At 60.4% G+C, this 14,343-nt stretch carries 12 protein-coding genes; 3 read left to right on the forward strand and 9 right to left on the reverse strand.

The genetic code is table 11. The features are described 5' to 3' along the window. Positions 1-19 precede the first annotated feature (19 nt). The 6 genes from M5G11_RS22885 to M5G11_RS22910 form a co-directional block, all read right to left on the reverse strand. Complete coding sequence (locus tag M5G11_RS22885) at positions 20-1,366, reverse strand: sensor histidine kinase (protein ID WP_273913765.1); 1,347 nt, start codon at positions 1,364-1,366, stop codon at positions 20-22. Next, positions 1,363-2,073: a response regulator transcription factor gene (locus M5G11_RS22890; protein ID WP_273913764.1), complete on the reverse strand. Its 711-nt coding sequence runs from the start codon at positions 2,071-2,073 to the stop codon at positions 1,363-1,365. The genes M5G11_RS22885 and M5G11_RS22890 overlap by 4 nt, the downstream gene beginning before the upstream one ends. Before the next feature lie 48 nt (positions 2,074-2,121). Next, complete coding sequence (locus M5G11_RS22895) at positions 2,122-4,362, reverse strand: TonB-dependent siderophore receptor (RefSeq protein WP_273913763.1); 2,241 nt, start codon at positions 4,360-4,362, stop codon at positions 2,122-2,124. A 187-nt stretch (positions 4,363-4,549) separates the two neighbouring features. Next, complete coding sequence (locus M5G11_RS22900) at positions 4,550-4,672, reverse strand: putative transporter small subunit (RefSeq protein ID WP_273913762.1); 123 nt, start codon at positions 4,670-4,672, stop codon at positions 4,550-4,552. Between the two features lie 19 nt (positions 4,673-4,691). After that, the gene (locus M5G11_RS22905) at positions 4,692-6,380 is read right to left on the reverse strand and encodes a sodium:solute symporter family protein (protein ID WP_273913761.1); all 1,689 of its coding nucleotides are present in this window, start codon (positions 6,378-6,380) and stop codon (positions 4,692-4,694) included. Between the two features lie 393 nt (positions 6,381-6,773). Then, positions 6,774-7,244 carry an Lrp/AsnC family transcriptional regulator gene (locus tag M5G11_RS22910; protein WP_273913760.1) on the reverse strand — a complete coding sequence of 157 codons (471 nt, stop codon included), beginning with the start codon at positions 7,242-7,244 and terminating at the stop codon, positions 6,774-6,776. A gap of 246 nt (positions 7,245-7,490) precedes the next feature. Here M5G11_RS22910 and M5G11_RS22915 point away from each other — a divergent pair, with 246 nt between their 5' ends. Next, positions 7,491-8,645, forward strand: a complete 1,155-nt coding sequence (locus tag M5G11_RS22915) for a cysteine desulfurase family protein (protein ID WP_273913759.1) — start codon at positions 7,491-7,493, stop codon at positions 8,643-8,645. Positions 8,646-9,065: 420 nt separating this feature from the next. Next, the gene (locus tag M5G11_RS22920) at positions 9,066-11,117 is read left to right on the forward strand and encodes an acyltransferase family protein (RefSeq protein ID WP_273913758.1); all 2,052 of its coding nucleotides are present in this window, start codon (positions 9,066-9,068) and stop codon (positions 11,115-11,117) included. 118 nt (positions 11,118-11,235) lie between these two features. On the opposite strand, the gene M5G11_RS22925 is transcribed toward M5G11_RS22920, so the two are convergent. Then, positions 11,236-11,973 (reverse strand): SDR family oxidoreductase, encoded by a 738-nt coding sequence (locus tag M5G11_RS22925; RefSeq protein ID WP_273913757.1) that lies wholly within the window; start codon positions 11,971-11,973, stop codon positions 11,236-11,238. A 176-nt stretch (positions 11,974-12,149) separates the two neighbouring features. On the opposite strand from M5G11_RS22925, the gene M5G11_RS22930 reads away from it, so the two are divergent. Further along, entirely contained in the window at positions 12,150-12,905 is a 756-nt protein-coding gene (locus tag M5G11_RS22930; RefSeq protein WP_273913756.1) for an SDR family NAD(P)-dependent oxidoreductase, read from the forward strand. A 6-nt stretch (positions 12,906-12,911) separates the two neighbouring features. Here the strand turns inward: M5G11_RS22930 and M5G11_RS22935 are convergent, their stop codons facing one another. After that, on the reverse strand, positions 12,912-13,208 hold the full coding sequence (locus M5G11_RS22935) for a DUF3077 domain-containing protein (protein WP_273913755.1): 297 nt from the start codon (positions 13,206-13,208) through the stop codon (positions 12,912-12,914). Between the two features lie 26 nt (positions 13,209-13,234). After that, positions 13,235-13,450, reverse strand: coding sequence for a hypothetical protein (locus M5G11_RS22940; protein WP_273913754.1), 216 nt, complete (start codon positions 13,448-13,450; stop codon positions 13,235-13,237). Positions 13,451-14,343 lie beyond the last annotated feature (893 nt).

Consider the following 14,343-nt stretch of genomic DNA (forward strand, 5'->3'; position numbering starts at 1 on the left):
GGGGCCATCCAGGCTTGCCTTAAACTGCCGGCAATTTCAAATACACGCGCAGCCCCGGGTTAAGGTTCTGTGCCCACACCTGCCCGCCTTGCAGCTCCACCCGGCAACGCGCGATGGTCAACCCGAGACCAAAACCATCGCCCCCCGGACGCGCAGCATTGAGCCGGGTAAACGGCTGGAAAATACGCTCCAGCGCATCCTCGGCCACACCCGGCCCCTGATCGTCGATCCACAAATGCCAATGATCGCCATTGCGCCGCCCACCCAGGCGCACTTCGCCGTGCGCAGGGGAATGGCGGATGGCGTTGCGCACGATGTTCTCCAAGGCTTGGGCCAGGCCATTGAGATGGCCATGCACCTGGCACTCCTCCCCCAACTCGGTCGGCAACTGCTCCAGGCGCCAGCCGGACTCGAAACTGGCGTTCTCCCGCACGATCTCCCACAACGCATCCACCTCGACAACGTCACGCGGCAAACGTGGCCGCTCAGTGTCGAGCCAGACCAGCTCCAAGGTATCGTCGACCAACTGGCGCATGCACTGCACCTCGCGGGTCAGGCGCTCACGCAGCACCTCGCTGTCCGGCTCGTTCTCCGCCGCCACCTGCAAGCGCGTCAACGGCGTGCGCAGCTCGTGGGACAAATCGGCAAGTAGGCGCTGTTGCAACGCCACGGTCTTTTCCAGGCGCTCGGCCATATGGTCAAACGCGCGCCCCAGGTCACCCAGCTCGTCCTGCCTGCGAGTGATCACCGGGTCCACCCGCGTGGCCAGGCGATCAGCCCGCAACGCATTGGCCTGGGCGCGCAAATGGGCCAAGGGCCCGATCAAGACGCGGTACAGCAACACCCCCGCCAGCAGCGCCAGCAAACCCGGCAACACCCCGTGCGCGAGCAAACGCACCAGGCGTGGCAACGCCGAAGGCATGAAGCGCTCAGGCAGCTGGATCACCAGCCGGCCCTCCTCCGGCGCGGCGGGGAACGGCACGCTGATCGCCGGCATGTCCTGCGAGCGATTGCTCATCGGCCAGTCGATTTCACGCATGAACGACACATGGCGCTTCTGCACAATGCTGAGCGGGGTGCTGCTCAGCGAGTCGAAACCTGCATCGAGCACCAGCGCCCAGCTGGCCTCGTGCGTACCCAACTGCTCCAACCACTGATCAACCCCTGCACGCCCGCCCTGCAACCAGGCAATCTGTGCCTGCGCGGCATATTCACGCAAGGTTTGCCGGGCCTCGTGGCTCAGGTGATAACTGCGCCGCTCGAAATGCCCACCACCAGAGTGGCTGACCCAGATCAGCAGCAAGCACAGGCCGATCAACAGCCCACAGAGCTTCCACAGCAGCGAGTGGCGCCCAGGCAGGGTCATATCAGCACCTTCGTCAGCACATAGCCTTTGCCCCAAACCGTGGCCACCCGGTAGCCACAGCCAACCGCCGCCAGCTTGCGGCGCACATGGCTGACGTGCATGTCCAGCACACGATCCTGCTGCGAAAAAGGCCTGTGCAGCACGCGCTGGTAGAGGAAGGGTTTGCTCAGCACTTCTTCAAGGTGCGCCAACAGCAGCTCCATCAAGCGGTATTCGACCTGGGTGAAACTCACCACGGCGTCGCCCAGCTGCATGTCCATGCGATGGCTCTGGCGCAGCAGCGACGGCTCGGCATCCAGCGGTGTCGGCACCGCCCGCTCATAGGCCACCCGCCGCAGCACGGCGTCGATGCGCACATCCATCTCGCCCATGCTGAACGGCTTGGGCAGGTAGTCGTCGGCGCCCTGGCTGAAGCCGACGATGCGGTCCTGCTCGGCCCCCAGTGCCGACATCAGGATCACCGGCACGGTGAAGCGCTGGCGCAACTCACCGAGCAACTGCAGGCCATCACGGCCCGGCAGGAGGATATCCATGAGGATCAGGTCGTAGCCGGTCCAGCTGTGCAGTGCGTCGTCGTCATCAACGCCATGGCACAGCGTCACGTCAAAGCCGCGACGGCGCAAATGGCTGTCCAGGTGCGCCGAAAGTAAGGGGTCGTCTTCAACAGCCAGGATCCGCGCGGCAGGTGGTGCTGGGGTCGGGGTCACGCTTCACCTCTAGGGAATGGCACAGCATCGGTACAAGGTAGCCCAGAATCAGAACGACACATTCAACGCCGCAAACAGGGCCCGGCCAGGTTGGTTGTAGGTGTTAGCACCGGCACTGCTGGCGTTGCCGCCACGCAAGATCTGCTTGTCGAACACGTTGTTCACACCCAGGCGAACATCGTAGTGCTTGTTGATCTTGTAGCCGGTGCTGACATCGACCAGGCCATAGGCTTCGACATCCTTCTGCACGCTGTCGGCGAAGTTCTGCTGGGTCCGGTAGTTATAGGACGGCGCCTTCTGCTTGCCAAAATAGGTGCCGGCCACCTGGAACGACAACTGCTCGGTCGCACGCCAGTCCAGGCTGCTGTTGACCGTGTACTTGGGAATCACGCTCAGCGGGTCGCCCGTTTCAAGGTTGTCATTGTTGAACATCAGCGTGAGGTTGGTGTTCCAGTCCAGCGACGGCGTCAGCTCGACGAAGAAGTTGCCCTCCAGCCCCTCGACCAGTGCCTTGCCGGCATTCTCCCACTGAGTGATGCGCCGGCCGCTGCTCAGGGTGCCGATCACGTCAGTGCCGCCGATGATCTTGTTCTTGTAGTCATTGCGAAAATAGGTCGCGCTGGTACGCCAGGTGCCACGGTCGTAGAGCAGGCCGACTTCCTTGTTGATGCTGATTTCCGGGTCGAGGTCGGCGTTACCCACCAGGTAGCAGCCATCCCTGTTGGTCTGTTGCGTGCTGCACCCGGCCCCACGGCTGTACAGCAGGTAATTGGGGTTGACCTGGTACAGGTTCGGGGTTTTGTAGGCGCGGGCGATACCGCCTTTGACGGTGAGTGCATCAGTGAGCTTGTGCGACACGTTCAGGCTCGGGCTGAGGTTGGCACCGAACTCCTCGTGATGATCCAGACGCAGGCCGGGGGTGAAGATGGTGTCGCCAATGCTGATGTTGTCTTCACTGAATAGCGCAAAACTCTTGGCCGACATCTTCGAACTGCCGCGGCTGAAGCCGCCAATCGCATTGCCGGCGCCGCCCTTGGGGTCGTACGACTGCGGCAGGAACGAGCCTTGATCGTTCAGCGCCTCGTACAGGTATTCACCGCCGAGCGTCAGCACGTGTTCGCTGCTGCCTGCGCTGAACGGCAGGTTGACCTCGCTGGCCAGGCGCGTGTTGCGCAGGCGCGATACCGCCGAACCGGTGTCATTGATCGCGCCTTCCGGGCCGCCGGCCAGGCCTTCGTTCAGGCGCCAGTTGCGCACGTATTCGTAGGTCAGCGATGACTTGCTGGTACCCCAGATGAAATCGCCCAGGTGGGTGAGGTCATAGGTACTGCGCTGCATCACGTTGGTTTCTTCACCGTAGAGGCTGGAGATATAGGGGATCTTGCCGCCGCCGTTGCTGTTCATGGTGTCGCCGGCGTAGATGTTGCCCTGGCGGCTGTAGCCGCTGTTCAGTTCCAGGCGGTGCTCATCGTTCAGCTTCCAGCTCAGCAGGCCGTTGATGTCCTTGTTGCGCACCCCTTCGCGGCCGGCGGCCAGGGTGCTGCTGGCGTGGCCGGAGTTGATGTCGAAGTCGTCGGCATCGGTCTTGGCCAGGCCACCGTACAGGCGCACGGCGAGGTCATCAGTCAGCCCGCCACTGAGGTTGAAGTTGGCGCGTTTGCTGCCGCCTTCGGCCTTGTCTTCGGGCATCACGGTGAACAGGCTGAGATTGCCCTTGAGTTCTTGTGTCGGGCGCTTGGTGATGATGTTCACCACCCCGCCCATTGCCCCGGAGCCGTAGCGTGCGGCCGCAGGACCACGCAGGATCTCGATGCGCTCGACGGCTTCGGCCGGTACCCAGTTGGTTTCCCCGCGGCTGTCGCGGTCGCCGCTCCAGCCGTACCGCACGGCGTTGCGGGCGCTGGATGGCTTGCCATCGATAAGGATCAGGGTGTTCTCCGGGCCCATGCCGCGCAGGTCGATCTGGCGATTGTTGCCACGGGCGCCGCTGGCACTGTTGCCCGAGAGGTTGACCCCAGGCTCGCGGCGGATGATGTCGGAGAGGTCGTTGGCCGGCGGGTGGCGCTTGATGTCTTCAGCGGTGATGATCGATGAGCCGAGGGCCTGGCGGGCCTCCTGCTCGGCGGTGACCATGGTCTCGTGAATGACCAGCGCATTGTCGCTGACTGGCGCCATCAGCGCCTCGCCGGTGGCCGCCTGTTCAGCATGGGCAGAGGTGATCGCCAAGGCCGGCGATGCCAATGTGACAAACGCCAGGGCCAGGCGATTGGGGGCGGTACTGGACTGCATGCGACGTCTCCATTTGCTTTGTGAGCGAGGTAGCCGCGCCCAGCAAACGGGCGCGTGCTGGCTACCCAAAAACTGCGTGGGTAGCCACAGGAGGCGCCAAATATAATGATTCTCAAATGGCTTTATATCTTATTTACGAAATTTACATCGCTGGTTAAAACGTGCCGACATCCCTGTCGGCAGTTGCTCAGATCATCGACTGCCCACTCGCACGGGCGGCGCGCAGATCACGCCCCAGCGACACCACCAACACCGTCAACACCACCAGCGAAATCGCCGGCCATACCAAGAAATAAGCGGTCAACCACATAGCAACACTCCTCAGGCAATCAGCCTTGAACTGGTTTGACGAAAGCGCCGCTGGCGACCGGGCCTGCCTCTACTTTTGCGTGCTGGAATGCAGTCACCCGTTGAGCCAGCAGATTGAAATCGAAACGTTCGGTATTGCGCCAACTCAGCGCCACACACACCACGGTGCTGACCCCGTAGGCCGTCAGCGACCCGGTCAGCACGATGTATTCACGCAGGTTGCCGATAAACGCCGGCAGCATCACCAGCAGGCTGAGCGCCGCCACCAGCAGCGCCGCCGTGCGGCCAAAGAAGCCGAAGGCCATCAGCCCCAGCACCACCGCACCGCCCAGCGCCGCGCACACCTCGAAGAACACCGCCACGGCGCCCTCGATGGGCACCAGCTCAAAGCGCACCACGCTGAACAGCAGCACGGCAGACAGCACTGCCCAGACAAACGCGCGGTTGCTGACACGGTCCCAGTAGCAGCTGGCAATTACCGGGAACACAATCGCGCCCCACAGCGCGCCGACAAACACCAGCATGACCAGGATATCGAACTGCAGGCTGGCGAAAATCACCCCGAACAACGTCGCCACCACCATGGTTGCGCGGCCCCACCACAGCATGCGGCGCGGGTCGGGTCGGCCACGGGCGATGTTCTTGCCATACACGTCGGTCATCACGATCGCCGAGAGCGCGGCAAGGTCCGAGTCGGCAGTCGAGGACAGCGAACCGATCACCAGGATGAAGAACAGCGCAATGCCCAGTGGCGGCAAGTAGGTCGAGGCCATTTGCGGAATGATGTTGTTCAGGTCGCCATTGACCGGTTCCAGCCCGGTGAACAGGGCCAGCAGGCCCAACATGCCCAGGCCGATCACGATGGCGCCATAGCCAAGAGTGGCAATCAGGAAGGTCGGTTTGATCAAGTCTTCACGCACGGCAAACAAGCGCTGGGCGATAGTCTGGTTGCCGATGGCGTAGGCCAGCACCGCAACGAAGTACGGCGCGCCCTGTTCGAGAATCGCCGTGGTGGAATAGAAGTCCGCCTGCTCGGCACTCAGCCGCCACATATTGGCTGCCAGCAGGTCGGGCCCGCCGGCATTGAAGAAGATCAGCGGGATGATGATCACGGCGGCAAGGATCATCGCCACCAGTTGCGCGAAGTCGGTCATGACCGAGGCGCGAAAGCCCGACCAAAGGGTGTACGAGAGCACGCCCAGCCCGGCGATCAGCACCCCTTGGATGAAGCTCAGTGGGCTGAGCATCGACACCAGCGCACCGGCGGCGGTGAAGTTGACCATCAGGCTGATGCAGCTGCCGATGATGTTCGACACGGCCATGATTATCTGGCTGGAGGTGCCGTGGCGGGCATGAAGGATCTCCGCCAGGGTGTGCGCGTTGGGTGCCAGTTGCCGGAAGCGTTTGCCGAAGGGGTAGATGAACAGGATCATCAGCGCCCCCCAGAAGCCGTAGTGCAGGGGCCCGGACAGCCCGTACTTGAAGCCTGAGGTGGCGCTGGCGTAGAAGGAGGCGGCCCAGATCCAGGTGGCGATCATGCTGGCCGATGACAGGCCGAAACCGACGGCGCTGTTGGCCACCATGAAGCCATCGACATTTTCGTTGCGTTCGCGAATCAGCAGGGAGAGGAGGAAGGTGGCGCCGTAGAAGCCCAGCAGTAGCAGGAGGGTTGTGGCGGTCGAGAGTTGAAAAAACGCTGTTGCTTGCATCGTGTTTTCCTTTCAGTTTCGCAGCGTCCATGGCCTGTGGGCCAAGGCGGCGAGACGGCCGTTTGCGCAGGGTGCGATGGGCGGCGAGCCCCATTGCAACGCTGTCGAAACACCGGAAGACCGAAAATACGCAGGCACAGGCACGCTGAGTCGGCAAGCGCTACCGCGAATGGTTTGAGGTCCGCAGCCTGGGGCTGGGAAGGTGCTTCGACGCATTGCGTCGGGCCACTGAGCGTGGCCTGGTGATCGACGTTGCAAGGCTGTGAAACAGCGAATGCGCGGACGACAGGGAATTGCTAGAAGGCTGGAGTATAGGGATCGAGGGCTGGATGGTCCAGGGCCCCTGTGGGAGCCGGCCTTGCCGGCGATGGGGTCGTCAGCCCCGCACAACCCTCACTCCCCAAACGACGCATACTGCAGCGGCAACCCGGTGGTGAACTTGATCTGTTCCATGGCAAAGCTTGAGCTCACATCGGTGATCCCCGGGATGCGGATCAGCTGCTTGTACACCGCGTCATACCCGGCAATATCCGCCACCACGATGCGCAGCAGGTAGTCGGTATCCCCGGCCATGCGGTAGCACTCGACCACCTCGGGCAGTGCGCCTACCGCGTCATGAAACTGCTGCAACCAAGTGGCGTTGTGCTGATTGGTGCGCAGCGCAGCGAACACACTGACCGCCACATTCAGCCGCTGCGGGCTGAGCAGCGCCACGCGCTTGTCGATCACCCCGGCTTCCTCGAGCTTCTGGATACGCCGCCAACAGGCCGTGCTGCCCAGGCCGATGCGCTCGGCAATGTCGGCCACCGAGCGCGTGCAATCGTTTTGCAGGATGCCGAGAATCGCCCGATCGAACTTGTCCATTACCCCTCCCCTGAGTGCAGCGCCAAACGCTTTTTGTGTGCGCCTTGGCATAAGCCTATGCCTTTAAAAGCGTTGTGCAGATTTTATTCCTAATTATTGTTATGCAAAGCGAATTATTTTTCACTCCCGGCCATCAACCTCGAACGAATATCAAAAATTTTCACCGCAGACGTTAGTACTCTTTTTACAGCGAAACCGACCTGCAAAGGCGGCTCTACCCCTACTCGAAAATGAAGCGAACACGCCATGCGCACACCACCGTTGTACCTGGACTACGCCGCCACTACCCCCGTTGATGAACGGGTTATCGAAACCATGGTTGCCTGCCTGGGCCGTGAAGGTAATTTCGGCAACCCGGCCTCCAGCGGCCATGGCTTCGGCCAATCGGCCCGCCAGGCCGTGGAGCAGGCGCGGCGCCAGGTAGCGGAGACGGTTGGTGCGGCAGTGGACGACATCATCTGGACGTCTGGTGCGACCGAATCCAACAACCTCGCGCTCAAGGGCATCGCCCAGGGCAGCGCGTGCGGGCGCCGGCATCTGATCACCAGTTGCCTGGAGCACAAGGCGGTGCTGGATACCGCGCGGGAGCTGGAGCAACAGGGTTATGCGGTTACCCGCCTGACCCCGGATGCGCAGGGCTTGATCCAGCCTGAAGCGGTCAAGGCGGCACTGCGCGAAGACACCCTGCTGGTCTCGCTGATGCTGGTAAACAACGAGCTGGGCACGCTGACCGATGTGGCGCGCATTGGCCAGATCGTGCGTGAGCACGGCGCCCTGCTGCATGTGGATGCGGCGCAGGCGGTGGGCAAGGTGGTGATCGATTTGGGGCAATTGCCGGTCGACCTGATGTCGTTCTCGGCGCACAAGGTGTATGGCCCCAAGGGTATTGGCGCGCTGTACGTCGGCCCGCGTGCCCGCGCGGCCTTGAAGGCACAGATTCACGGCGGTGGCCATGAAGGCGGCTTGCGTTCGGGGACCTTGGCCACGCACCAGATTGTCGGCATGGGCACTGCGTTTGCCTTGGCGGGGCAATTGGCCGAGGTGGAGAATGCGCGTATTGGCCAGTTGCACGAGCGCTTGTGCGAGGGGCTACTGAGCCTGCCGGGTGTGACGCTCAATGGCAGCGCGCAGCAGCGGATACCGCACACCTTGAACCTGTGCATCACCAAGAGCGGCTTCAACAGCAATCAGTTGGCGGGGAGCCTGGCGCTCTCCTCCACCTCGGCCTGCAACTCGGCCAGCCATGCGCCTTCGCATGTGTTGCTGGCGTTGGGCCTGGAGCCGGCACAGGCGTTGAGCAGCGTGCGCTTGAGCGTGGGGCGGTTTACCAGCGCGGCGGATGTGGAGCGGGCCATTGAGGTATTCGCCCAGGCGCTGAGTGCCCCTCCTGCTCTTTGGTAGACCATGCTCAATATTGCTGCGCAGCCCATCGCCGGCAAGGCCGGCGATGGGCTGCGCAGCAACACCACCTCGCAACACAACCTCATCACCTGAAGTAGGCTCAAGGAAGCTGGGCCGTCGAACCTCATCTGACGAAACATGGTGTCCGTCAGGCGAATACTATCGGCTGCACAATTCAGGCCTGAAAGTGAGGTATCATCGGCCGTTTGATGGCAAAATCGTACCCTCTGCGAATACCTCAGAAGATAGCTGAATTGTCATGAAATAGATGATGATCACTGTGGCCCCTCAGGCCTGCGACTCCAGCACCTAGTAGATTAGTGTCGCATCCGCAGGACAACAAGATAACTACAAAACACTGCTTAGCCCCTACACACTTACACCAGAAGTGCATCACTTAAACATCGCATGAGCCACGACATGACACCAAAGAAATCTGCATTCAGGGACGACATAAACGGGCTTCGTGCCTGGGCTGTGGTGTCCGTAATTCTCTACCACTTCGGCATTGCTGGATTTTACGGCGGCTTTGTCGGCGTGGATATATTCTTTGTCATCTCAGGCTTCCTGATGACCGGAATAATAGTATCCGGCCTTGAAAAAAGCTCGAACAAAACCAGTGCCAATACATCATTTTCTATTCTTAATTTTTACCTCTCAAGGGGCAAGCGAATTATCCCCGCGCTTGCTGTACTCTGCGCCTTCTTAATGGGCTGCGGGTGGCTGGTATTGTCTCCCATCGACTACAAGATCCTTGGCACACATGCCGTCAGCTCACTGGGTTTTATTTCAAATATTAAATACTTCCTGGAGGCCGGTTACTTTGACTCCGCCTCCAGCGAAAAACTGTTGCTGCACACGTGGTCACTCTCGGTAGAGTGGCAGTTTTATATTATCCTCCCGCTGGTGCTGGTCACCCTCTGGAAAATTCGCCCCGGCAGAGGCCCTGCAACCTTCATTGTGGGTCTAGGCCTACTGCTGTCGTTGCTGCTGTGTGTCTTTTTATCCCCCAAAAACCCATCGGCCGCGTTCTATCTGCTACCGACCCGGGCATGGGAGATGTTGGCGGGCGGCATGGTCTACCTAATGGCCAACAAGCTGATGCTTGCCGAGCGCTCGAAGAAGATTGTGGAAGCCATCGGCTTTGCCATGATCATTGCCTCCATCGTCTTGTTTGATGCCAGCAGCAATTGGCCAGGATGGCGGGCAATGGTCCCGGTCATGGGCACCGTACTGATTCTGATCGCGGCACGCCAAGGCTCACTCTTCACTGGAAGCCGTGTAGCACAATGGCTGGGTAACTGCTCTTACTCGCTGTACCTCTGGCATTGGCCATTCGTTGTTGCCCTGGTCTACCTTCAGCGACAGGGCGACGCCAGCTTCATCGCCATCGGCCTGCTATTGACCGTGGTGTTTGGTTGGTTGTCCTATCGCGTGATCGAAATACCGACGCGCAACTCCCTGACTCGCATGCCATCGCTCGTCAGCGCCGGGGCATTGCTGGCGGCCATCCTGCTGGTAACCCTGCCGACCCTGCTGGTCCGAGCACAACAAGGTTTCCCGGGGCGCTTCTCCCCCGAACTGAATGCCGTGTTCGCCGAAAGCGAGAATAAAAACCCTAGGGCGGAAGAATGCTCTGCCAGTTCAACCAAGATGCTCAATGGTGCCAGCCCGGTACCGGCTTGTACGTATGGCGATGGCGACAATATAGCCGCCGTGGTTGTTGGTGATAGCCATGCCGCTGCCACCGTAAACGCATTCGCGGCATCAGCCCCGCAAGGCCGCACACTGGGATGGATCGCCTATTCCTGCCCGCTGTCCAGAGATATCGAGAGTGACGAAAAGAACTTCCGTTGCGGTGATTTCATACAGTGGGTTGTAGCTGAAAGCAAAAAACTCCCTGCCAATGTACCCGTGGTAATTGTTAACCGTATAAGCCTGTACAACGCCGGGCCTAATGAAGTTGACACACCGCTGGCTTCGTCTTTGGAGCAAACCAGGTTCAAGGACGCGAAATTCAAGAGTGACGCCTTTAGCATTAAAATGCGCGAAGACATCATTGAAACCACCTGTGAGCTCGCAAAGTCCAGGCCGGTCTATATGCTCAGCCCCATTCCCGAGATGGGCGTGAACGTTCCAAACACCATGGGGCGTGCACTCATGCAGGGCACACGACGCGAAGTATCGATTTCGTTGGATGAATACAAACAGCGTCAGGCCTTCGCTCTGGAAACGCTGGATATCGCTGCGAAACGCTGCGGTGTCACCATTCTCGACCCCGTGCCTTATCTTTGCAGCAATGGTCGTTGCACGGGCGATGTAGGCGGTGTGCCGATTTATGTTGACGATGACCACTTGAGCGAGCGCGGTGCGAAAATGCTCACGCCGCTGTTCCAGCAAGTTTTCCAGGGGGCTCACCCCTCAAGCGAAGCCATCGCCGTTAAACAGGTAGACGCGGCGAAAGCCGAGTAAGCCGTAACGCTTCATACAACCTGCCACCCCAAGGGCGCCATTGGCGCCCCATGCCAGCGGCTTCATCGTCGGCCTTGCCGGCGATGGGCTGCATAGCAGCCCCACCAACCGTCTCTACTTAATGCGGGCTCGCCGTAGGCCGCACGATCAGCTCGCTGACATCCACCTCAGCGGGCTGCTCGACCGCATAGGCAACCGCGCGGGCAATGGCATCTGCCGGAATGGCGATACGCCGAAACTCCTTCATCAAATTCCGCCCGCCTTCATCGGAAATGCTGTCTGCCAGCTCCGACTCCGTCACGCCCGGCGAAATGACCGTCACCCGGATATCCCCCCCAACCTCCTGGCGCAAACCATCAGAAATCGCCCGCACCGCATACTTGGTGGCGCAGTACACCGCCGCCGTCGGGCTGACCGCGTAGGCACCAATCGACGCCATATTGATGATCTGCCCGCTGCGCTGGCGCTGCATCAGCGGCAGGGTAGCCGCGATACCGTGGAGCACGCCGCGGATGTTCACATCGATCATGCGGTCCCACTCCTCCACCTTCACCGCGTCGAGCCTGGACAGCGGCATGACCCCGGCGTTGTTCAGCAGCACATCCACCCGACCAAACTGGGCGACCGTGAAATCGATGAACGCCTGCACGTCCTGGCGGTCAGTCACGTCCAGTGCCTGGAACGCTACCTCGCCACCGGCCGTGCGAATATCGCCGGCGATGACTTCAAGACGCTCGGTGCGCCTGGCACCCAGCACGACTTTCGCCCCGCGACTGGCCAGCAGCCGCGCAGTGGCTTCGCCTATGCCGCTGCTGGCGCCGGTGATTGCGATAACTTTGCCTTGGATGTTCGACATGATCGGTGTGCTCCCATGCCCGCAGCGGATGTGCGGCGTGAGCGCAAGGCTATGGCTGGGCGGATGCAGGCCGGTAGCCGGATCCTGTAGGGCGCTTGCCCATTACTGCAGCGTGGCGTGGTGTGTGCTATCAAGACAACCGCACGCATCGTCCACTGAACCCTGAAGGTAAGCCCATGAGACTGGCGAACAAAGTCGCGATCATTACCGGCGCACAGCGTGGCATTGGCCTGGCCATTGCCCAACGCTTCATCAACGAGGGCGCCACTGTCGTCCTGGCCGATGTAAATGATGCCAGCGCAGAAGCCCTGGCACTGAGTGATAGCGCCGACCGGGCGCGCTCGATCCGCACCGACGTGAGCAACGATGCGCAGGTCAAGGCTCTGATGCGCCAGACCCTCGAACACTATGGCCGCATTGATATTCTGGTGAACAACGCCGGCATCGAGTTTGCCAAAACCGTCGTCACCACCACCGAGGATGAGTGGGACCAGTTGATGGCGGTCAATTTGAAAGGCGTGTTCCTGTGCTCCCGTGCGGTAATCCCCCAAATGCAGCAGCAAGGCGCTGGCGTGATCATCAACATTGCCTCCGAACTGGGCCTGGTGGGTGAGGCTGGGGTCGCGGCGTATTGTGCTTCGAAAGGCGGCGTGGTGATGCTCAGCAAAGCGTTGGCGATTGACCATGGCCCGCAGGGCATCCGGGTGAACTGCCTGTGCCCGGGCCCGGTGACTACGCAATTGTTGGAGGATGTGTTCGCCAGCAGTGCTGACCCTGGCGCGATGCGTGCCGTGTTTGAAAGCCAGACCGTGCTCAAACGCCTGGGCCGCCCGGAGGAAGTCGCCGCTGCCGCGGCGTTTCTCGCCAGCGACGACTCCTCCTTCATGGCGGGTGCAGACTTGGTGGTGGATGGCGGCTGGACGACGCGCTAGGCGCGTTCAGCCCTCACCTACGAACAGCGAATGCGCTACATCTTCGGTCAGTGCTTTCGCCATGCCGCTGAGAAAGTGCGCGGCCCACACCAGGGTGCCGTCCTGCTCGATCGCTGCTTGCTGGGTGAGTGTGTAGACGCACCCCATCAGCATGGCCGATTGCTCCAGCACGAAGTCTGCGCGGTGCCCCGGCTCGACCCGAAACAGCCGTGGCGCGCCCTTGCCGCCCTCGCCTTCGCCGAAGGAGCCGACGCCGACGGTGGTGCAGCTTTGTAAACGCATTGCGGTATTGCCCTTGTTCATGGGGAACACTCCCGGCTTTCGCGGCCTTAGTGCGTCTGCAACTTGTTCAAAGCGAATTCGACCAGCAACTGGGCGCGTTCGATTTCGTGCAGGGTGGCCAGGTTCAGCCCATGTTCGGGCGGCCTCGGGGTGCCGAGCAGGGCCTGCTGGGCCACGGAATGGGCACCGTTGAGGTGTTCCGTGATTTGGATGAGGGTGTCCTCAAGGGACGTGCGGGGTGGGTCTGGGACGATTTTTAGCATGGTGCCTCCGATGAGTGGAGTCGCCACGAATCTGCTGTCAAACAAATGGGTGGCAACTGTACGCGGGTTGACAGACCGATCATCGGGAACTCGGCGCACACAGAGGTGCCCCACGCACAGTCGCCATAAAGACATGCACATGACCTCGATGAAAACGGCCTGTCAAAACCGGTCGTTGAATTGGCAACGACGAGGGAGAGACTAGAGAGCTATCAAGGTTGGCGCAATGGCTTATGAGCGGCGAAAGTATGATAGGGAAATGGATTACATGGAATACAGAAGTGTCTATTTTATTGAGGGTTTTGGCTAATCCATACGCGGTGAAACGACTGGGTTCGTTTCAAACCATGAACCGATGTAGGAGCAATCCTTTCTTCTTGTAGGATGTAGTACTCAAGTCGCTACCACTTTAGTTTTCTGAGCAACAGCAACTACGCCCACGGGGCATCTACAACCCGGCAAACAGTTTTTGTTGCCAACTGACGTGCAGAACTCGAGCCTTATAGCGGCGTGTCATATTGAGATAGGGAGTTAGTTCGTTCAAACAGAATCAGCGCTTTCCGGCCCCGTACGCGCAGCTCCGAGCCGTTAACGCAGAAAACAAAAAAGCCACCCGAAGGTGGCTTGATTGTTTAAATAAATGGTCGGGACGGAGTGATTCGAACACTCGACCCCTTGCACCCCATGCAGCGGATGAAAGATCGCTAAGTATCTGATTTTATTAACTTTATGCCTCATGCAGGGTACTCAAAATATCGTGCTTTCTGTGGTTTTGCAAACGGTGGAATGCGGCCTACAGCTGGGGTTTTGCGCAGGCCACCACCCCTCCTCCGGCGTTCTGCCGAACTCCCCCCCCTACTTCGTAAGGCCCTCATAGGCCTGCTCACAGGTCA

The organism is Pseudomonas fontis, from assembly GCF_028656955.1.
Classification (GTDB): domain Bacteria; phylum Pseudomonadota; class Gammaproteobacteria; order Pseudomonadales; family Pseudomonadaceae; genus Aquipseudomonas; species Aquipseudomonas fontis.

Coding starts and splice junctions, on each gene's coding strand:
- M5G11_RS22940 (WP_273913754.1), bottom strand. CDS start 13,450: ATGCTAAAAATCGTCCCAGACCCACCCCGCACGTCCCTTGAGGACACC.
- M5G11_RS22905 (WP_273913761.1), bottom strand. CDS start 6,380: ATGCAAGCAACAGCGTTTTTTCAACTCTCGACCGCCACAACCCTCCTG.
- M5G11_RS22900 (WP_273913762.1), bottom strand. CDS start 4,672: ATGTGGTTGACCGCTTATTTCTTGGTATGGCCGGCGATTTCGCTGGTG.
- M5G11_RS22935 (WP_273913755.1), bottom strand. CDS start 13,208: ATGAACAAGGGCAATACCGCAATGCGTTTACAAAGCTGCACCACCGTC.
- M5G11_RS22895 (WP_273913763.1), bottom strand. CDS start 4,362: ATGCAGTCCAGTACCGCCCCCAATCGCCTGGCCCTGGCGTTTGTCACA.
- M5G11_RS22925 (WP_273913757.1), bottom strand. CDS start 11,973: ATGTCGAACATCCAAGGCAAAGTTATCGCAATCACCGGCGCCAGCAGC.
- M5G11_RS22885 (WP_273913765.1), bottom strand. CDS start 1,366: ATGACCCTGCCTGGGCGCCACTCGCTGCTGTGGAAGCTCTGTGGGCTG.
- M5G11_RS22910 (WP_273913760.1), bottom strand. CDS start 7,244: ATGGACAAGTTCGATCGGGCGATTCTCGGCATCCTGCAAAACGATTGC.
- M5G11_RS22915 (WP_273913759.1), top strand. CDS start 7,491: ATGCGCACACCACCGTTGTACCTGGACTACGCCGCCACTACCCCCGTT.
- M5G11_RS22920 (WP_273913758.1), top strand. CDS start 9,066: ATGACACCAAAGAAATCTGCATTCAGGGACGACATAAACGGGCTTCGT.
- M5G11_RS22930 (WP_273913756.1), top strand. CDS start 12,150: ATGAGACTGGCGAACAAAGTCGCGATCATTACCGGCGCACAGCGTGGC.